Here is a 17,792-nt window from a genome sequence, read left to right as displayed (position 1 = left end):
CAAGGGGCGCGTTGGCTTCGTGAGTCATGTGTTGCTCAAGAGAGGCTGAATCGATGAAAACCCCTTTGATCGGCGTCACTGCGTGCCGCCAGATGCTTGGTCACACTGCCTCCCACACCGTGGGCGACAAGTACGTCGAGGCCGCCGGTTTTGCCGGCCTGCCGCTGATCATCCCGGCACTCGACGAGGCGCTGGACCCGCAGCGCCTGCTCGAGCGCCTCGACGGCATTCTTTTTACCGGTTCGCCTTCTAATGTCGAGCCGCATCATTACAATGGCGCCCCCAGCGCGGAAGGCACCCGTCATGACCTCCAGCGCGACCGCCTGACCCTGCCGCTGCTGCGCGCAGCCATCGCGGCCGGCGTGCCGGTGTTTTGCGTTTGCCGGGGGTTCCAGGAGCTCAACGTGGCCCTCGGCGGCACCTTGCACCAGCGTGTCCACGAGCTGCCCGGCTATCTGGACCACCGCGAACCGCAGGACGCGCCGCTGGACGTGCAGTACAGCCCGAGCCACCCGGTCACGGTCGAGCCTGACGGGCAATTCCAGCGACTGGGCCTGCCGCGCAGCTTCATGGTCAACTCGCTGCACTCCCAGGGTATCGATCGCCTTGCCGATGGCCTGCGCGTCGAAGCGCTGGCGCCGGACGGGCTGATCGAAGCGGTTTCCATGGAGGACGCACCCGGCTTCGTGCTCGGCGTGCAATGGCACCCGGAATGGCGTTATGCCGAGAATCCGGTTTCGTTGCGTCTGTTCCAGGCGTTCCGTGCAGCCTGTGAGGCCTACGCCGGTGGCCAGCGCTACCGCGAGGCAAATCTGTAGCGGGCATTCCCGGATGCCCTGAAAAACAATTCCAATAGCGGCGACATCTACTCATGAGCGAATTCGAAGCAAGCCTGACCTCGGGTACGGCGGGGCAGGCTCGCAAGGCATCCAAGGGGCTGGCCAAGGGCCGGCTCGGGCTGCTGGCCAGCATTGTGCTGGGCATTTCCACCATCGCCCCGGTCTACACCCTGACCGGCGCCCTCGGGCCGACGGTACGCGAAGTCGGCCAGCACCTGCCGGCGGTGTTCATCGTCGGCTTCCTGCCGATGCTGCTGGTCGCCCTGGGCTACCGCGAGCTGAACGCAGCGGAGCCGGACAGCGGTACTTCCTTCACCTGGTCGGCGCGGGCCTTCGGCCCGATGATCGGCTGGATCGGTGGTTGGGGGCTGGTCACGGCAACCACTATCGTGCTGTCCAACTTGGCCGGCGTGGCGGTGGACTTCTTCTATCTGTTCCTCGGGCAACTCAGTGGCAGCCATGAGGTGGCTGCGCTGAGCGACAACCTGCTGGTCAACGTGGTCACCTGTTGCGTGTTCATCGCCATGGCGGTGTGGATCTGCTGTCGCGGCATCGGCACCACCATGGCCGTGCAGTACGGTCTGGTGGCCTTGCAACTGGTGGTGCTGGTGGGCTTCGCCATCGCGGCGTTCGGCGGCTCGGCCGAGACACCGCCGATGGACTTTGATGTGAGCTGGTTCAACCCCTTCGGCGTTGAGTCGTTCTCGGCCTTCACCGCCGGTCTGTCGTTGTCGATCTTCATCTTCTGGGGCTGGGACGTGTGCCTGACCATGAGCGAGGAGTCGGTGGGCAGCGATGAGGTGCCCGGCCGCGCTGCGACCCTGACCGTGCTGCTGATCCTCGGCCTGTACCTGGTCACCGCCATCGCCACCCTGCAGTTCGCCGGGATCAGCGAAGAAGGCCTGGGCCTGGGTAATCCGCGGATCCAGGAAAACGTCTTCGCCCACCTGGCCGGGCCGGTGATGGGGCCGCTGGCGATCCTGATGTCCATCGCCGTACTGGCGAGCACCGCCGCCTCGCTGCAATCGACCTTCGTCTCGCCGGCGCGCACGCTGCTCGCCATGGGCTACTACGGTGCCGTGCCGGAGCGTTTCGCCCGCATCTGCCCGCGTTCGCAGACCCCGCGCTATGCCACCATCTGCGCCGGTGTCGCCGCCGGGGTGTTCTACGTGACCATGCGTACCCTCAGCGAGAACGTCCTGGCCGACACCATCACCGCCCTCGGCATGATGATCTGCTTCTACTATTCGCTGACCGCCTTCGCCTGCGTCTGGTACTTCCGCCACAGCCTGTTCGACAGCCTGCGCCACTTCTTCATGCGCGGCCTGTGCCCGCTGTTGGGCGGTGTGATTCTCTCGGTGATCTTCGTGCAGACGGCCATCGACAGCGCTTCGCCGGAGTTCGGTAGCGGCTCGCATGTGGGGGGCTTGGGGCTGGTGTTCGTGATCGCGATGATCATCCTGCTGCTGGGCATCGTCCTGATGCTGCTGTCGCGTCTGCGCGCGCCGGCGTTCTTCCTGGGCATGACGCTGCGTCGTCATGCCATCGTCCCCAGCCGCCGCTGAAGCGGCCGGGGCGGCGAGGGCTCAAGCCAGCAGTTGCTTGAGCAGCTCGCCGTGGCGCTGCTGCTGACCGTCCCGTTGCAGGCGGTTGGCGCGGAACACGGCTTTCAAGTCTTCCAGCGCGGTAGCGAAGTCGTCGTTGATGATGACGTACTCGTACTCGTCGTAATGGACCATCTCGCTGACCGCTTCGCGCATCCGTCCTTCGATGATCTCGTCACTGTCCTGGCCACGGTTGGTCAGGCGCTGGCGCAGGGCCTGCTGGCTGGGTGGCAGGATGAAGATCGAACGCACGCCAGGCATCAGCTTGCGGACCTGCTGCGCGCCTTGCCAGTCGATTTCCAGGATCAGGTCGTGGCCTTGGTCGAGGGTGTGCTGCAGCGCGCTGCGCGAGGTGCCGTAGCAGTTGCCGAATACTTCGGCCTGTTCGAGGAAGTCGCCCTGGGCGTTCAGACGGTCGAACTCGGCGCGGTCGACGAAGTGGTAGTTCACCCCGTCGTGCTCGCCCGGACGCATGGCACGGGTGGTGTGCGAGACCGACACGCGGATGTGGTTCAGGTCATCGGTGAGGGCCTTGACCAGGCTGGTCTTGCCGGCGCCGGACGGGGCCGAAATGATGTACAGGGTGCCGCTGCTGTGGTTCATGGTGGGGGTGGCCTTACTCGATGTTCTGTACTTGTTCACGCATCTGCTCGATCAACACTTTGAGGTTGACCGCCGCTTGCGTGCTGCGTGGGTCGAAGGCTTTGGAGCCGAGGGTATTGGCTTCGCGATTGAGTTCCTGCATCAGGAAGTCCAGGCGCCGGCCCGCCGCACCGCCGGACTTGAGCACGCGGCGCACCTCGGTGACGTGGGTGCTGAGGCGGTCGAGCTCTTCGGCGACATCGCTCTTTTGCGCCAGCAGGACCATTTCCTGTTCCAGGCGCTGCGGGTCCAGTTCGGCCTTCATGTCGGTGAAGCGATCGAGGATCTTCTGCCGTTGCGCGGCGAGCATCTGTGGCACCTGGGTGCGCAGGGTCGCGACTTCCTGGCTCATGCTGTCCAGGCGCTCGTTGATCAGGCGGGCCAGTTCGGTACCTTCGCGGTTGCGGCCGCTCTTCAGTTCGGCGAGGGCCGACTCGAACAGCTCCAGCGCTTCCTGGTTCAGGGCCTGGGGATCGGCGGCATCGGCCACCAATACGCCGGGCCAGGACAGCACGGCCAGGGGGTTCAGGGGTGCGGGGTTCTTGATCAGGCTGGCAACGGTCTCCGCGGCTTCCACCAACTGGCGGGCGCGGTCCTGGTCGACCTGCAGCGATTTGCTGGCGTTTTCCTCGGTGAAGCGCAGGGTGCATTCCACCTTCCCGCGGGAAATGCCCTGGCGCAGCGACTCGCGCACCGCGCCTTCGAGGTCGCGGAAGGCCTCCGGCAGGCGCAGGTGGGGTTCGAGGTAACGATGGTTGACCGAGCGCAATTCCCAGATGAGGGTGCCCTGGGTCCCGGCTCGTTCGACACGAGCGAAGGCGGTCATGCTGTGCACCATGGGAAGTACCTCGCAGATAGATGAAGGGGAAAGCCGACGGGCTGCAAAGGCGCAGGATTGTAACGCAGTGCGCTGCCCGGTCCCATCCACTGATGTTACAAACCGGTGCGATTGCCCAGGGTAAATACCGACCGGGGGTTCTGGGCCATTTTCCCGGGCCTCATCGCTGGCAAGCCAGCTCCCACAAGGTTTTGCGGTGCAGCGGACACTGTGGGAGCTGGCTTGCCAGCGATGAAGCCGGTACAGCCAATACCGCTTCAGGCATGTCCACTGCGGGTCTGGCGCTCTATAATGCTCGGCAGTTCGAACCCCCAGTACAGGTATCCCTTATGAAACGTCCAAGTGGTCGCGCTGCCGATCAGCTTCGCTCGATCCGCATCACCCGCAACTACACCAAGCACGCCGAAGGGTCGGTACTGGTCGAGTTCGGTGACACCAAGGTGGTCTGCACGGTCAGCGTCGAGAACGGTGTTCCGCGCTTCCTCAAAGGCCAGGGCCAAGGCTGGCTGACCGCGGAATACGGCATGCTGCCGCGCTCCACCGGCGAGCGTAACCAGCGTGAAGCCAGCCGTGGCAAGCAGGGCGGCCGCACCCTGGAAATCCAGCGCCTGATCGGTCGCTCCCTGCGCGCCGCGCTGGACATGAGCAAGCTCGGCGACATCACCCTGTACGTCGACTGCGACGTGATCCAGGCCGATGGCGGCACCCGCACCGCGTCGATCACTGGTGCCATGGTCGCCCTGGTCGATGCCCTGCGCGTGGTCAAGAAGCGTGGCGGCCTGAAGGGCGGTGACCCGCTCAAGCACATGATCGCTGCCGTGTCGGTAGGCATGTACAAGGGTGAAGCGGTGCTCGACCTGGACTACCTGGAAGACTCCGCGGCCGAGACCGACCTGAACGTGGTCATGACCAGCGCCGGTGGCTTCATCGAAGTCCAGGGCACCGCCGAAGGCGCGCCGTTCCAGCCGGAAGAACTGAACGCCATGCTGGCGATCGCGCAGAAAGGCATGGCCGATCTGTTCGAGCTGCAGAAGGCCGCACTGGCCGACTGATCCGCTAATCGCGGACATGAAAAAGCCGACCCGAGGGTCGGCTTTTTTGTGCCTGGCGATCAGAGGATCAGATCGTCAGCGTCCAATCGTAGTCCACGATCAGCGGCGCATGCTGCGAGAAGCGCGGCTGGCGTGGCAGGCGCGCGCTACGCACGAAGCGGCGCAGGCCTGGCGTCAGCAACTGGTAGTCGAAGCGATAGCCCAGGTTGAGCATCTCGGCTTGTTCGTTGTCCGGCCACCAGCTGTACTGGTCGCCTTCGCGGCTGACTTCGCGCAGGGCATCGACATAGCCCATGTTGCCGACGATCTCGTCCATCCAGGCGCGCTCTGGGGCGAGGAAGCCCGGCGACTGCTGGCTGTCGCGCCAGTTCTTGATGTCGAGCTTCTGCTGCGCCACGTAGAGCGAGCCGCAGTAGATGTATTCACGACGCTTGCGGCGCTGCTTGTCCAGGTACTTGGCGAAGTCGTCCATCAACTTGAATTTCTGGTTGAGGTCTTCGTCGCCGTTCTGCCCGGAAGGCAGGAGCAAGGTAGCAATACTGACTTTGTCGAAATCGGCCTGCAGGTAACGCCCGTAGCGGTCGGCTGTCTCGAAGCCCAGGCCCATGATGACTGCCTTGGGCTGCAAGCGCGAGTAAAGTGCCACGCCGCCTTGGGCGGGTACTTCTGCGTCGCAGGCATAAAGGAAGTAGCCATCTAGCTGAAAAGCCGGGTCGTCGAGCTCAAAGGCCGAGGCGCGGGTATCCTGAAGACAGATGACGTCGGCATTCTGAGCTTGCAGCCAGCTGAGCAACCCACGCTCGACCGCAGCCTGAATGCCATTCACGTTCACACTGATGATCCGCATAAATGGCCCCAAAAATCACGTGCGTGTATGATACCCGAGCTCTACTCAATTAGCTAAATCCGTGGTATCCGGGACTCCTCATGCAGCCGTATCAGCGCGACTTCATTCGTTTTGCCATCGATCGCGGGGTTCTGCGCTTCGGTGAGTTCACCCTTAAATCGGGTCGTACCAGCCCCTATTTCTTCAATGCCGGCCTGTTCAACAGCGGTTCGGCCCTGGCCCAGCTCGGTCGTTGCTACGCGGCGGCCATCGTCGACAGCAAGATTCCGTTCGACGTGCTGTTCGGCCCGGCCTACAAAGGCATTCCCTTGGCGGCAGCCACTGCGGTGCAACTGGCCGAGCAACACCAGCTCGACGTGCCATGGTGCTTCAACCGCAAGGAAGCCAAGGATCACGGCGAAGGCGGCAGCCTGGTCGGCGCCCCGCTGGCCGGTGACGTGCTGATCATCGACGACGTGATCACCGCCGGCACCGCGATCCGCGAAGTCATGCAGATCATCCAGGCCCAGCAGGCCCGCGCCGCCGGCGTGCTGATCGCGCTGAACCGCGAAGAACGCGGCAACGGCGAGCTGTCGGCGATCCAGGAAGTGGAGCGCGACTTCGGCATTCCGGTGGTGAGCATCGTCTCCCTGACCCAGGTCCTCGAGTTCCTCGCCGACGACCCGCAGCTCAAGCAGCACCTGCCGGCGGTGGAGGCCTACCGCGCGCAATACGGCATCTGAGCGACAGCCCAAACGAAAAAGGCGACCTGATGGTCGCCTTTTTCATGTGCAGCCCTTAGTGACGCGGCTTGCGGTTGGTGATCAGGGTGCCGACGCCGCTGTCGGTGAAGATTTCCAGCAGCACGGCATTCGGTACGCGGCCGTCGATGATGTGCGAGCTGTGCACGCCACCCTGGACCGCTTCCAGTGCGCAACGGATCTTCGGCAGCATACCGCCGTAGATGGTGCCGTCGGCGATCAGGCCGTCGACCTGCTCGGTGCTCAGGCCGGTCAGCACGGTGCCCTGTTTGTCCATCAGGCCGGCGATGTTGGTCAGCAGCATCAGCTTCTCGGCTTTCAGCGCCTCGGCGACCTTGCCGGCGACCAGGTCGGCGTTGATGTTGTACGACTCACCATTCGGGCCCACGCCGATTGGCGCGATGACCGGGATGAAGTCGCCCTTCACCAGCATGTTCAGCAGATCGGTATTGACCCCAACGACTTCGCCGACGTGGCCGATGTCGATGATTTCCGGGGTGGTCATTTCCGGGGTCTGGCGGGTGACGGTGAGCTTTTTCGCGCGGATCAGCTCGGCGTCCTTGCCGGTCAGGCCGATGGCGCTGCCGCCGTGGCGGTTGATCAGGTTGACGATGTCCTTGTTCACCTGGCCGCCGAGGACCATTTCCACCACGTCCATGGTCGCCGCGTCGGTGACGCGCATGCCATCGACGAAACGGCTCTCGATCGACAGGCGATTGAGCAGGTCACCGATCTGCGGGCCACCGCCGTGCACCACCACCGGGTTGATGCCGACTGCCTTCATCAGCACCACGTCGCGGGCGAAGCCGGTTTTCAGCTCCTCGCTTTCCATCGCGTTGCCGCCGTACTTGATCACCAGGGTCTTGCCGACAAAGCGTCGGATATACGGCAGCGCTTCGGACAGTACCTTGGCGACATGGGTGGCGGCATCGCGATCGAGGGTCATGCAGGGCTCCAGTTGGAACAAGTGGTTCGGTCAGAACGGTAGTTGCAGGTCGGGGGCTACGCGCTTGAGCTGCGCGTGGAATATAGCCTTGATTCGCTGCAGTTCGGCGTCATTGTCGGCCTCGAAGCGCAATACCAGCACCGGCGTGGTGTTGGACGCGCGGACCAGGCCCCAGCCGTGGGGATAATCGACCCGTACACCGTCGATGGTGGTCAGGTCGGCTTTGCCCCAGTCGGCGTCGCGTTGCAGTGCATCAATGATGCTGAATTTACTCTCGTCGGTCACATCAATGTTGATTTCCGGGGTGGAAATATCATTCGGGAAGCCGGCGAACAGGGTTTCGGCGTCGAGATCGGTGTTGCTGAGGATCTCCAGCAGGCGCGCGGCGCTGTAGATGCCATCGTCGAAACCGAACCAGCGTTCCTTGATGAAGATATGCCCGCTCATCTCGCCGGCCAGCAGCGCGCCGGTTTCCTTCATCTTCTTCTTGATCAGCGAGTGACCGGTCTTCCACATCCGTGGGCGACCGCCGTGCTCGGTGATCAGCGGGGTCAGGCGGCGGGTGCACTTGACGTCGAAGATGATCTCGGCGCCCGGATTGCGGGCCAGCACGTCCTGGGCGAACAGCATCAGCAGGCGGTCGGGGTAGACGATGCTGCCGGTGTTGGTCACCACGCCGACGCGATCGCCATCACCGTCGAAGGCCAGGCCGATGTCGGCACCGGTTTCCTTGACCTTGGCGATCAGGTCGACGAGGTTTTCCGGCTTGCCCGGGTCCGGATGGTGATTGGGGAAGTTGCCGTCGACCTCGCAGAACAGCGGGATGACCTCGCAGTTCAAGGCTTCCAGCAACTGCGGGGCATTGACCCCGGCGGCGCCGTTGCCGCAGTCCACCACCACTTTCAGGCGGCGGGCGAGTTTGATGTCGCCGACGATCTGCTGGTGATAGCGCGGGAGGATATCGACCTTCTCGACCTTGCCAGCGCCGCGCGGCAGGTCTTCGGTCTTGATGCGGGTCAGCAGGGCCTGGATCTGCTCGTTGGCGAGGGTGTCGCCGGCGATGACGATCTTGAAGCCGTTGTAATCCGACGGATTGTGGCTGCCGGTGAGCATCACCCCGGATTTGCCGGCCAGCACGTTGGCGGCGTAATACAGGGCGGGCGTCGGCACCAGGCCGACATCGCTGACCTGGCAACCGGCGTCCGCCAGGCCCTTGATCAGTTGTTCCACCAGCATCGGGCCGGACAGGCGGCCATCGCGGCCGACCGACACGTTCGGCTCGCCCTGGGCGAGGCTCTGGGCGCCGATGGCGCGGCCGATCCAGTAGGCCGTCTCGGCATGCAGGGTCTTTCCGACCACACCACGGATATCGTAGGCGCGGAAGATGCTGTCGGGCAGTGCGGGGATCAGTTGGGCCATATCGTTCATCACGGGACTCCAGTCTCGAAGGCTTTCGGGCGTATGGAACGCTTGGACGGCCTTTCCGGCGGAGAGTTCGCCCGCGACCGGCGGTCGAGGGCGATCAGCGGATCAATGGCTGCCGGAGTGACCGAAGCCGCCAGCGCCGCGTTGGGTCTCGTCGAAGGTCTCGACGATGTCGAAATGCGCCTGTACCACCGGCACCAGGACCAGTTGCGCGATGCGCTCGCCGACGGCGATGTTGAACGCGGTCTGGCCACGGTTCCAGCACGACACCATCAGTTCGCCCTGGTAGTCCGAGTCGATAAGGCCGACCAGGTTGCCGAGGACGATGCCGTGTTTGTGGCCCAGGCCGGAGCGCGGCAGGATCATCGCCGCCAGGCCCGGGTCGCCGATGTAGATCGACAGGCCGGTCGGGATCAGCAGGGTCTGGCCCGGCTCGAGGATGGTGTCTTCCTTGAGCATGGCGCGCAGGTCGAGGCCGGCCGAGCCCGGGGTGGCGTATTGCGGCAGCGGGAATTCGGCGCCGATGCGTGGATCGAGAATCTTGGCTTGTAGAGCGTGCATGTGGATCAAACCTGGTTGAGGCGTTCGGCGATGAAAGCGATCAGCTGGCGGGCGATCTTGCCCTTGCTGGTCTGCGCGAACAGGGTTTCGTGGAGCTGGCGATCGATCACGCTGCAGGCGTTTTCCTCGCTGTTGAAGCCAATGCTGGGGTTGGCCACGTCATTGGCGACGATCAGGTCGAGGTTCTTGTCCTTGAGCTTGCGCGCAGCGTAATCGAGCAGGTGTTCGGTCTCGGCGGCGAAGCCGACGCTGAAGGGGCGGTCAGGACGGGTGGCGATGGTGGCCAGGATGTCCGGGTTGCGCACCATCTGCAGCAGCAGGCCGTCACCGGTCGTAGGGTCTTTCTTGAGTTTTTGCGGGGCGACGACTTCCGGGCGGTAGTCCGCAACGGCGGCCGAGGCGATGAACAGGTCGCAGGGAATCGCCGCTTCGCAGGCCGCGAGCATGTCGCGGGCGCTGACCACGTCGATCCGGGTGACCCGGTCCGGCGTCGGCAGATGCACCGGGCCGGTGACCAGGGTCACCCGGGCGCCGGCTTCCACCGCGGCTTCGGCCAGGGCAAAGCCCATCTTTCCGGAGCTGTGGTTGGTGATGTAGCGCACCGGGTCGATGTTTTCCTGGGTCGGGCCGGCGGTGATCAGCACATGCTTGCCGGTCAGCGATTCGCGCTTGAAGCACTCGGCGGCGCACCACGCCAGGTCAGTGGCTTCGAGCATGCGGCCGAGGCCGACGTCGCCGCAGGCCTGGCTGCCCGAAGCCGGGCCGAACACCTGGATCTGGCGCTGCTGCAGGGTGTCCAGGTTCGCCTGGGTCGCCGGGTCGCGCCACATCGCCTGGTTCATCGCCGGTGCTACGGCCACGGTGGCGTCGGTGGCGAGCACCAGGGTGGTGAGCAGGTCGTCGGCCACGCCTTGGGCAAGGCGTGCGATCAGGTCGGCGGTGGCTGGCGCGATCAGCACCAGGTCGGCCCATTTGGCCAGTTCGATATGGCCCATCGCCGCTTCGGCAGCGGGATCCAATAGGTCCATGTGCACGGGGTGCCCGGAGAGCGCCTGCATGGTCAGCGGAGTGATGAACTCGGCTCCGCCACGGGTCATGACTACGCGCACCTGGGCGCCGTGTTCCAGGAGTCGGCGAACCAGCTCGGCGCTCTTGTAGGCGGCAATGCCGCCGCCGACGCCGAGAACGATGCGTTTCCGATACAGCCGCTGCATAGGCTTGCCTTTTTTCTGATGGAAAGTTGTGCACAACGCCGACGCCTCCCCAGGCCGAATCGCTGTGCAAAAAGTGGCGGCTAAGATAGCACAGCAGTGCTGTCTGCAAGTGCGCCGGGAGCAGTAACGGACAGACAGAGGGATTTGTTGATGAGTATCAGGGACTGGCCCATGGCGGAACGGCCACGGGAGAAGCTGTTGGAGCGGGGCGCGGCGAACCTGTCGGACGCCGAATTGCTGGCGATATTCCTGCGCATCGGCGTACGCGGCAAAAGCGCCGTGGATGTGGCCCGGGACCTGTTGCAGCGCTTTGGAGGGCTGCGAGGGTTGCTGGAGGCCGACCAGCGCGGCTTCAGCCAGGGGCAGGGCCTCGGGCCGGCCAAGTTCGCGCAGTTGCAGGCGGTGATGGAGATGGCCCGGCGGCACCTGGGGGAAACCTTGCAGCGCGGTTCAGCGCTGGAAAACCCGGACGTGGTGAAAACCTACCTGAAGGCGCAGATGCGCCATGAGCGCAACGAGGTGTTCGGTTGTCTGTTTCTCGACACCAAGCACCGACCGTTGGGTTTCGAGATCCTCTTTCGCGGCTCGATCGACAGTGCCACGGTGTACCCGCGCCAGGTGGTCAAGCGGGCCCTGGCGCACAACGCCGCGGCGCTGATTCTTTGTCACAACCATCCGTCCGGCAACCCGGAGCCAAGCAAGGCCGACATTCGCCTGACCCACCGGCTGGTGGATGCCCTGGAGAGTATCGAAGTGCGAGTGCTCGATCACTTCATCATCGGTGACGGCGAGCCGCTATCGATGCTTGAGCGCGGGCACTTCTTCAGCAATCCGGCTTGAAGTGATCGGGGGAATTCCGGGTTGCTGCTGATGGCCTCATCGTCGGCAAGCCGACTCCCACAGTGACCGCGTGCACCGCTGAATCTGTGGGAGCTGGCTTGCCAGCGATAGGGGCCACTGTATGGCGCTACTTCTCTACCTTCACCCCGGCAAAGTCCTGGCGTCCGAACGGATTGACCTGATAGCCCTCCACGTCCTTGCGCAGCAGCACCGCAGCGGTGGGGTGGGCCAGCGGCAGCCACAGCGCCTGCTGCTGGATCTGCGCCTGGGCCTGCTGGTACAGGCGGCTGCGCACGCTCTGGTCGGTGGTGGTCTTGCCGGCACTGATCAACTGGTCCAGGCGCGGGTCGCAGTAGCGGGCGAAGTTGGTGCCGGAGGTCACCGCCGCACAGGAAAACTGCGGGCTGAGGAAGTTGTCCGGGTCGCCGTTGTCGCCAGCCCAGCCCATGAACAGCAGGTCATGCTCGCCGGCCTTGGCCCGACGGATCAACTCGCCCCACTCGATCACGCGGATTTCCGCCTTGATCCCGATCTTGGCCAGGTCGGCCTGCAACAACTGCGCACCGAGGCTTGGGTTGGGGTTGAGCAGGCTGCCGGACGGGCGCGTCCACAGGGTGGTGCTGAAACCGTCAGGCAGGCCGGCTTTCTTCAACAGGTCGCGGGCCTTGTCCAGGTTGGTCGGGTAGCCCGGCAGCGATTTGTCGTAGCTCCAGGTATTGGGCGGGAACGGACCATTGGCGGCGACCGCAGTGCCTTCGAACACGGCCTTGAGGTAGCTGTCCTTGTCGAAGGCGAGGTTGATCGCCTGGCGCACTTCCGGCTTGTCCAGCGGCGGATGCTGGCTGTTGATGGCGACGAACGCGGTCATGAAGGCTTCGGTCTTGTCCACCTTCAGGTTCGCGTCCTCGCTCGCCGCGGCGATATCCAGCGGCTTCGGCGACAAGGCGATCTGGCACTCGTTGCGCCGCAGTTTCTGCAGGCGCACGTTGGCGTCCGGGGTGATGGCGAAGATCAGCGGATCGACTGCGGGCTTGCCGTTGAAGTAGTCCGGGTTGGCGCGATAGCGGACCACCGCGTCCTTCTGGAAACGGTTGAAGACGAACGGGCCGGTGCCGATCGGTTGGCTGTTGAGCTTCTCCGGGGTGCCCGCCTTGAGCAGTTGATCGGCATATTCCGCCGGATAGATCGAGGCAAAGCCCATGCTCAGGGTGGCGAGGAAAGTGGCATCCGGGTGGCTCAGGGTGAAGCGTACGGTCAGCGGATCCGGAGCATCGATCTGCTTGATCAGCTCGGGCAGTTGCAGCGACTGGGCATGAGGGAAGCCGCTCTGGGCGATCTTGTGCCAGGAGTGTGCCGGGTAGAGCATGCGCTGGAAGCTGAACAGCACGTCATCGGCATTCAGCGCGCGGCTCGGCTTGAAGTAAGGCGTGGTGTGGAACTTCACCTCGGGGCGCAGCTTGAATTCATAGCTCAGGCCATCGGCGGAGACCGTCCAGCTTTGCGCCAGGCTCGGCACTACCTTGCCTGCCGCCGCGTCGAACTCCACCAGGCGGTTCATCAGCACGTCGGCCGAGGCATTGGTGGTGGTCAGCGAGTTGTACTGGACCACGTCGAAGCCTTCGGGACTGGCTTCGGTGCACACGCTCAGGGCGGCGGCCTGGGCCACGGCAGGGCCGAGCAGGGAGGCGAGCAACAGGGATAGAACGGCGGGACGCATGAGAACTCCTAGGCTGAACGACGACCCATCTGCCAGTGCAGTCTGGAAAAGTCCTACCCTAGTGCCCCGGATTACAAATCGCCAACACCTTTTTAAACGAATTGCGCGACGAGCGGTAAACCCCTGTGCAGGCCGTTTGCCGCGCTGCACGGGGCTGCAGGCTGCGGGCTCCGATCACATCTTGTGTTGTTGTGCTCTGGTCTTTCTGGTATAAAGCAGCGCTCTTTTCTAGGGGCCCGGTGTGTAGCATCCTCGGGTGTAGCCGGTAAGACCCCGAAGAATCACGGCGCCTGGCGCCAGAAACTGAGAGATTAAGCGGCCAACCCATGCCGGGTTGGGCATGTGGTTTTAGAGGGCTGAGGCATGTCGAGAGTCTGTCAAGTTACTGGTAAGGGTCCAGTAACCGGGAACAACATTTCCCACGCAAACAACAAAACCCGTCGTCGTTTCCTGCCGAACCTGCAGCATCATCGCTTCTGGGTCGAGTCCGAGAAGCGTTTCGTGCGTCTGCGCGTTTCCGCCAAGGGCATGCGTATCATCGACAAGCGCGGCATCGACGCCGTTCTGGTCGACATTCGCCGTAACGGCATCAAGGTCTAAGGGAGAACGTCATGCGTGAACTGATCCGTTTGGTGTCGAGCGCCGGTACTGGCCACTTCTACACCACCGACAAGAACAAGCGCACCACTCCGGACAAGATCGAGATCAAGAAATACGATCCGGTCGTCCGTAAGCACGTGATGTACAAGGAAGCCAAGATCAAGTAATTGGTCCGGCTTTCGCGAAAAGGCCCGTATCCCTGGATACGGGCTTTTTTTATGCCCTGGATTTTTCACGGGCACAAAAAAACGCCCGATGCTCTCGCACCGGGCGTCCTGGAGCTCTACGGGATCAGCCGAAGCGGAAGCCGGTGATCACCCCGTTGCCGCCCGCGACCACATGGATGCGCGACTCGTCGAACTCCTTGGTGGTGATGTCGTTCGGGCCGGCGACGCGGCCGCGGCCGGTCAGTTCGGTGATCTGCGCCTTCATCGCTTCGTGGTATTCACAGCCAACCAGCTTGGCCAGGGCTACCAGTACTTGTTCATTGGTCATGATTGTTCTTCCTTGTTGTTGGTGGTCCGGATGGACCACGCCATGATCAACAAGCGGCACCCCCTGGCGGCGCTACATATCTATTTCTGCTCGAACATCACGTAGATCTTGCGGCATGGCTCCAGCACCTCCCAGGTGCCTTTGAAGCCCGCTGGTATTACGAAGCGGTCGCCGGCGCGCAGGGTCTTGGCCTGGCCCTGTTCGTCGCGCAGCACCGACACGCCCTGAACGATCTCGCAGTATTCATGCTCGGTGTAATTGACCGTCCACTGACCAACCGCGCCCTCCCAGACACCTGCAGCGAACTGGTCGCACGGGCTGGCGTAGTGGTTGTACACCGCTTGTTCAGGATCGCCCTTGAGGATCTTTTCGGCGGCGGGACGGTAGCGTTCGGCTTCGGTCAGGACCTGAGCAAAATCAACGATCTGCTGGATATTCATGGGACGAGCTCACCTGATTGTTAAATAAAATGAACATCACTAGGCTTTTGGCAGCTTAATGTCAAATATATTGATAATTCGGGTCCCAGTAGTTTAGGGTGTCGAATGCTGTTGAGCGATGACAGCTCCGGCGGAAATTTCTGACAGTGTCGATGACCTCTCGCACGACACTGCACATCAACAAGAGGAGTTTGCTATGACCACCCTGACGCGTGCGGATTGGGAACAGCGTGCCCAGCAACTGAAGATTGAAGGTCGTGCGTTCATCAACGGCGAATACACCGCCGCCGTTTCCGGCCAGACCTTCGAATGCATCAGCCCGGTCGACGGTCGCCTGCTGGCGCACATCGCCAGCTGCGATGAAGCCGACGCCCAGCGCGCCGTGGAAAACGCCCGTGCCACCTTCGAGTCCGGCGTCTGGTCGCGCATGGCTCCGGCCAAGCGCAAGGCCACCCTGATCCGCTTCGCCGGCCTGCTCAAGGCCAACGTCGAAGAGCTGGCCCTGCTGGAAACCCTGGACATGGGCAAGCCGATCGGCGACTCCTCGACCATCGACATTCCGGGTGCGGCCAATGCCCTGGCCTGGAACGGCGAAGCCATCGACAAGGTGTACGACGAAGTCGCCGCCACCCCGCATGATCAACTCGGCCTGGTCACCCGCGAGCCGGTAGGTGTCGTCGGCGCCATCGTGCCGTGGAACTTCCCGCTGCTGATGGCCTGCTGGAAACTCGGCCCGGCCCTGGCCACCGGTAACTCGGTTGTGCTGAAACCGTCGGAAAAATCCCCGCTGACCGCCATCCGCATCGCCCAGCTGGCGGTGGATGCCGGTATCCCGGCCGGCGTGCTCAACGTTCTGCCTGGCTATGGCCACACCGTAGGCAAGGCCCTGGCCCTGCACATGGACGTCGATACCCTGGTGTTCACCGGTTCGACCAAGATCGCCAAGCAACTGATGGTCTACGCCGGCGAGTCGAACATGAAGCGCGTCTGGCTGGAAGCCGGTGGCAAGAGCCCGAACATCGTCTTTGCCGACGCTCCTGACCTGAAGGCCGCCGCCGAAGCTGCTGCCAGCGCCATTGCCTTCAACCAGGGTGAAGTCTGCACCGCCGGCTCGCGCCTGCTGGTGGAACGCTCGATCAAGGACCAGTTCCTGCCCCTGGTGCTGGAAGCCCTGAAAGCCTGGAAACCCGGCAACCCGCTGGACCCGGCGACCACCGTCGGCGCCCTGGTCGACACCCAGCAACTGAACACCGTGCTGGGCTACATCGAGTCCGCCCATACCGACGGCGCCAAGCTGCTGGTCGGCGGCAAGCGCATCCTTGAAGAGACCGGCGGCACCTACGTCGAGCCGACCATCTTCGACGGCGTCAACAACGCCATGCGCATCGCCAAGGAAGAAATCTTCGGCCCGGTGCTGTCGGTGATCACCTTCGACACCGTCGAAGAAGCCATCGCCATCGCCAACGACACCCCGTACGGCCTGGCTGCCGGTGTTTGGACCTCGAACATCAGCAAGGCCCACCAGACTGCCAAGGCCCTGCGCGCCGGTAGCGTCTGGGTCAACCAGTACGACGGCGGCGACATGACCGCACCGTTCGGTGGCTTCAAGCAGTCCGGTAACGGCCGCGACAAGTCGCTGCACGCCCTGGACAAGTACACCGAGCTGAAAGCCACCTGGATCAAGCTGTAATTTCCCTGGCGCGGCGCTAACGCCGCGTCAGTCCGATCCGGTCACGCAGCCGGGCCGTGCCGAAAGGCCGGTCCGGCTGTGTCGTCTGTGCTGTACGGTAATTCTTCAAGGAGTGTGAGATGCGTTGGGGGACTTATTTCGCCGTGCTGGCTGCCGTGCTCAGTGTCGGCCTGGCGCTGGGGGTCAGCATGCCGCTGGTGTCCTTGCGCCTGGAAGGCTGGGGCTATGGCAGCTTCGCCATCGGCGTGATGGCGGCGATGCCGGCGATCGGCGTATTGCTCGGCGCCAGCCTGGCCAGCCGCCTGGCGGCGCGGTTCGGCACGCCGGGCCTGATGCGCCTGTGCCTATGGGCCGGCGCGCTGTCCATCGGCGCCCTGGCGCTGTTGCCCAGCTACCCGGTGTGGCTGGTGCTGCGCCTGCTGATCGGTGTGGTCCTGACCATCGTCTTCATCCTCGGCGAAAGCTGGATCAACCAACTGGTGGTGGAACAGTGGCGCGGTCGCCTGGTAGCGCTGTACGGCAGCAGCTACGCCCTGAGCCAGCTGGCCGGGCCCTTGCTGCTGGGCGTGGTCGGCTCGGATGACGACCTCGGTTTCTGGATCGGCGTCGGCCTGCTGATCGTCTCGCCGCTGCTCCTGTTCGGGCGCGGCGGCGCGCCGAGCACCGAGGCGGCCAGCGTGACCTTCCGCGACCTGTTCGGCTTCTGCCGCAACCTGCCGGTGATCGCCTGGGCCATCGCCCTGTTCGCCGCGTTCGAAGCCATGATCCTGACCCTGCTGCCGGTGTATTGCCTGCAACAAGGGTTCAGCGCGGAAGTCGCGCTGTTCATGGTCAGCACCGTGGTGGTGGGCGATGCCGTGCTGCAACTGCCGATCGGCGCACTGGCCGACCGCATGTCGCGGCGCACCCTGTTCAGCGGCTGTGCGGTGACCCTGGCGATATCCAGCCTGATGATCCCGCTGCTCCTGCAAACGCCGCTGATCTGGCCGCTATGGGTGCTGTTCGGCGCCAGTGCCGGTGGTTTGTTCACCCTGTCGCTGATCCTGATTGGCGAGCGTTATCGCGACGATGCCCTGGTCCGGGCCAACGCCCATGTGGCGCAGTTGTGGGGTATCGGTTGCCTGATCGGGCCGCTCGCGGCGGGGGCGGGGAGCCAGTGGTTGAGTGGGCATGCGCTGCCGTGGTTCATGGCGGTGGGGGCGGTGGTTCTGGTGCTGTTGGCGCGGCGTGCCAACGCATTCGCGCCCGTAGCCGCCGTTGCGGACTGATTCCTGGCAATGGCTCGCGCGTTTCCCAAACGCG

The 17,792-nt window shown here is 63.8% G+C and carries 18 protein-coding genes and 1 pseudogene; 9 read left to right on the top strand and 10 right to left on the bottom strand.

What is annotated here, in order from left to right; all coding sequences use genetic code 11:
- The first annotated feature begins 53 nt into the window (after positions 1-53).
- Both ACODSK_RS00750 and ACODSK_RS00745 read left to right on the top strand, forming a co-directional pair.
- On the top strand, positions 54-818 hold the full coding sequence (locus ACODSK_RS00750) for a gamma-glutamyl-gamma-aminobutyrate hydrolase family protein (protein WP_489013104.1): 765 nt from the start codon (positions 54-56) through the stop codon (positions 816-818).
- A 53-nt stretch (positions 819-871) separates the two neighbouring features.
- Complete coding sequence (locus ACODSK_RS00745) at positions 872-2,404, top strand: APC family permease (RefSeq protein WP_489013103.1); 1,533 nt, start codon at positions 872-874, stop codon at positions 2,402-2,404.
- A gap of 21 nt (positions 2,405-2,425) precedes the next feature.
- Here the strand turns inward: ACODSK_RS00745 and gmk are convergent, their stop codons facing one another.
- Entirely contained in the window at positions 2,426-3,046 is a 621-nt protein-coding gene (gmk, locus tag ACODSK_RS00740) for a guanylate kinase (protein WP_489013102.1), read from the bottom strand.
- A gap of 13 nt (positions 3,047-3,059) precedes the next feature.
- Positions 3,060-3,923: a YicC/YloC family endoribonuclease gene (locus ACODSK_RS00735; protein ID WP_489013101.1), complete on the bottom strand. Its 864-nt coding sequence runs from the start codon at positions 3,921-3,923 to the stop codon at positions 3,060-3,062.
- Positions 3,924-4,252: 329 nt separating this feature from the next.
- Here ACODSK_RS00735 and rph point away from each other — a divergent pair, with 329 nt between their 5' ends.
- Positions 4,253-4,975 (top strand): ribonuclease PH, encoded by a 723-nt coding sequence (rph, locus tag ACODSK_RS00730; RefSeq protein WP_075805853.1) that lies wholly within the window; start codon positions 4,253-4,255, stop codon positions 4,973-4,975.
- A 67-nt stretch (positions 4,976-5,042) separates the two neighbouring features.
- On the opposite strand, the gene crc is transcribed toward rph, so the two are convergent.
- The gene (crc, locus tag ACODSK_RS00725) at positions 5,043-5,822 is read right to left on the bottom strand and encodes a catabolite repression control protein Crc (protein ID WP_489013100.1); all 780 of its coding nucleotides are present in this window, start codon (positions 5,820-5,822) and stop codon (positions 5,043-5,045) included.
- Positions 5,823-5,902: 80 nt separating this feature from the next.
- On the opposite strand from crc, the gene pyrE reads away from it, so the two are divergent.
- Entirely contained in the window at positions 5,903-6,544 is a 642-nt protein-coding gene (pyrE, locus tag ACODSK_RS00720; protein WP_489013099.1) for an orotate phosphoribosyltransferase, read from the top strand.
- Positions 6,545-6,599: 55 nt separating this feature from the next.
- Here the strand turns inward: pyrE and argB are convergent, their stop codons facing one another.
- The 4 genes and pseudogenes from argB to coaBC all read right to left on the bottom strand — a co-directional run bounded on the left by argB (position 6,600) and on the right by coaBC (position 10,708).
- Positions 6,600-7,508 (bottom strand): acetylglutamate kinase, encoded by a 909-nt coding sequence (gene argB / locus ACODSK_RS00715; protein WP_489013098.1) that lies wholly within the window; start codon positions 7,506-7,508, stop codon positions 6,600-6,602.
- A gap of 30 nt (positions 7,509-7,538) precedes the next feature.
- Positions 7,539-8,912: pseudogene (locus ACODSK_RS00710) on the bottom strand (phosphomannomutase/phosphoglucomutase); the annotation flags it as partial.
- 126 nt (positions 8,913-9,038) lie between these two features.
- A complete protein-coding gene (gene dut, locus ACODSK_RS00705) occupies positions 9,039-9,494 on the bottom strand; it encodes a dUTP diphosphatase (RefSeq protein WP_489013097.1) in 456 nt (151 codons plus the stop codon).
- A gap of 5 nt (positions 9,495-9,499) precedes the next feature.
- A complete protein-coding gene (gene coaBC, locus ACODSK_RS00700) occupies positions 9,500-10,708 on the bottom strand; it encodes a bifunctional phosphopantothenoylcysteine decarboxylase/phosphopantothenate--cysteine ligase CoaBC (RefSeq protein ID WP_489013096.1) in 1,209 nt (402 codons plus the stop codon).
- A 150-nt stretch (positions 10,709-10,858) separates the two neighbouring features.
- On the opposite strand from coaBC, the gene radC reads away from it, so the two are divergent.
- Positions 10,859-11,548 (top strand): RadC family protein, encoded by a 690-nt coding sequence (gene radC / locus ACODSK_RS00695; protein ID WP_489013095.1) that lies wholly within the window; start codon positions 10,859-10,861, stop codon positions 11,546-11,548.
- A gap of 127 nt (positions 11,549-11,675) precedes the next feature.
- Here radC and ACODSK_RS00690 read toward each other — a convergent pair whose 3' ends face one another.
- The gene (locus ACODSK_RS00690; RefSeq protein WP_489013094.1) at positions 11,676-13,265 is read right to left on the bottom strand and encodes an ABC transporter substrate-binding protein; all 1,590 of its coding nucleotides are present in this window, start codon (positions 13,263-13,265) and stop codon (positions 11,676-11,678) included.
- A gap of 363 nt (positions 13,266-13,628) precedes the next feature.
- Here ACODSK_RS00690 and rpmB point away from each other — a divergent pair, with 363 nt between their 5' ends.
- The gene (gene rpmB / locus ACODSK_RS00685) at positions 13,629-13,865 is read left to right on the top strand and encodes a 50S ribosomal protein L28 (protein WP_037058999.1); all 237 of its coding nucleotides are present in this window, start codon (positions 13,629-13,631) and stop codon (positions 13,863-13,865) included.
- 11 nt (positions 13,866-13,876) lie between these two features.
- Complete coding sequence (rpmG, locus tag ACODSK_RS00680) at positions 13,877-14,032, top strand: 50S ribosomal protein L33 (protein ID WP_003242516.1); 156 nt, start codon at positions 13,877-13,879, stop codon at positions 14,030-14,032.
- 124 nt (positions 14,033-14,156) lie between these two features.
- Here rpmG and ACODSK_RS00675 read toward each other — a convergent pair whose 3' ends face one another.
- Together ACODSK_RS00675 and ACODSK_RS00670 are read right to left on the bottom strand one after the other, a co-directional pair.
- Positions 14,157-14,360, bottom strand: a complete 204-nt coding sequence (locus ACODSK_RS00675) for a hypothetical protein (protein ID WP_489013093.1) — start codon at positions 14,358-14,360, stop codon at positions 14,157-14,159.
- 80 nt (positions 14,361-14,440) lie between these two features.
- A complete protein-coding gene (locus ACODSK_RS00670) occupies positions 14,441-14,800 on the bottom strand; it encodes a cupin domain-containing protein (protein ID WP_489013092.1) in 360 nt (119 codons plus the stop codon).
- 196 nt (positions 14,801-14,996) lie between these two features.
- On the opposite strand from ACODSK_RS00670, the gene ACODSK_RS00665 reads away from it, so the two are divergent.
- Positions 14,997-16,490 carry an aldehyde dehydrogenase gene (locus ACODSK_RS00665; protein WP_330072790.1) on the top strand — a complete coding sequence of 498 codons (1,494 nt, stop codon included), beginning with the start codon at positions 14,997-14,999 and terminating at the stop codon, positions 16,488-16,490.
- A gap of 119 nt (positions 16,491-16,609) precedes the next feature.
- Positions 16,610-17,758 carry an MFS transporter gene (locus tag ACODSK_RS00660; RefSeq protein ID WP_489013091.1) on the top strand — a complete coding sequence of 383 codons (1,149 nt, stop codon included), beginning with the start codon at positions 16,610-16,612 and terminating at the stop codon, positions 17,756-17,758.
- Positions 17,759-17,792 lie beyond the last annotated feature (34 nt).

This window comes from Pseudomonas sp. FG98 (assembly GCF_057808595.1).
Note: the sequence above shows the minus strand (reverse complement) of the source record. Positions and strands in the feature narration are given on the sequence as shown.

Excerpts from the sequence above, each read along its gene's own strand:
- rpmG (WP_003242516.1), top strand. The coding sequence starts at position 13,877 with ATGCGTGAACTGATCCGTTTGGTGTCGAGCGCCGGTACTGGCCACTTC.
- ACODSK_RS00670 (WP_489013092.1), bottom strand. The coding sequence starts at position 14,800 with ATGAATATCCAGCAGATCGTTGATTTTGCTCAGGTCCTGACCGAAGCC.
- argB (WP_489013098.1), bottom strand. The coding sequence starts at position 7,508 with ATGACCCTCGATCGCGATGCCGCCACCCATGTCGCCAAGGTACTGTCC.
- ACODSK_RS00660 (WP_489013091.1), top strand. The coding sequence starts at position 16,610 with ATGCGTTGGGGGACTTATTTCGCCGTGCTGGCTGCCGTGCTCAGTGTC.
- rpmB (WP_037058999.1), top strand. The coding sequence starts at position 13,629 with ATGTCGAGAGTCTGTCAAGTTACTGGTAAGGGTCCAGTAACCGGGAAC.
- radC (WP_489013095.1), top strand. The coding sequence starts at position 10,859 with ATGAGTATCAGGGACTGGCCCATGGCGGAACGGCCACGGGAGAAGCTG.
- pyrE (WP_489013099.1), top strand. The coding sequence starts at position 5,903 with ATGCAGCCGTATCAGCGCGACTTCATTCGTTTTGCCATCGATCGCGGG.
- ACODSK_RS00750 (WP_489013104.1), top strand. The coding sequence starts at position 54 with ATGAAAACCCCTTTGATCGGCGTCACTGCGTGCCGCCAGATGCTTGGT.
- gmk (WP_489013102.1), bottom strand. The coding sequence starts at position 3,046 with ATGAACCACAGCAGCGGCACCCTGTACATCATTTCGGCCCCGTCCGGC.
- ACODSK_RS00690 (WP_489013094.1), bottom strand. The coding sequence starts at position 13,265 with ATGCGTCCCGCCGTTCTATCCCTGTTGCTCGCCTCCCTGCTCGGCCCT.
- ACODSK_RS00665 (WP_330072790.1), top strand. The coding sequence starts at position 14,997 with ATGACCACCCTGACGCGTGCGGATTGGGAACAGCGTGCCCAGCAACTG.
- ACODSK_RS00745 (WP_489013103.1), top strand. The coding sequence starts at position 872 with ATGAGCGAATTCGAAGCAAGCCTGACCTCGGGTACGGCGGGGCAGGCT.
- coaBC (WP_489013096.1), bottom strand. The coding sequence starts at position 10,708 with ATGCAGCGGCTGTATCGGAAACGCATCGTTCTCGGCGTCGGCGGCGGC.
- rph (WP_075805853.1), top strand. The coding sequence starts at position 4,253 with ATGAAACGTCCAAGTGGTCGCGCTGCCGATCAGCTTCGCTCGATCCGC.
- crc (WP_489013100.1), bottom strand. The coding sequence starts at position 5,822 with ATGCGGATCATCAGTGTGAACGTGAATGGCATTCAGGCTGCGGTCGAG.
- ACODSK_RS00735 (WP_489013101.1), bottom strand. The coding sequence starts at position 3,923 with ATGGTGCACAGCATGACCGCCTTCGCTCGTGTCGAACGAGCCGGGACC.
- dut (WP_489013097.1), bottom strand. The coding sequence starts at position 9,494 with ATGCACGCTCTACAAGCCAAGATTCTCGATCCACGCATCGGCGCCGAA.
- ACODSK_RS00675 (WP_489013093.1), bottom strand. The coding sequence starts at position 14,360 with ATGACCAATGAACAAGTACTGGTAGCCCTGGCCAAGCTGGTTGGCTGT.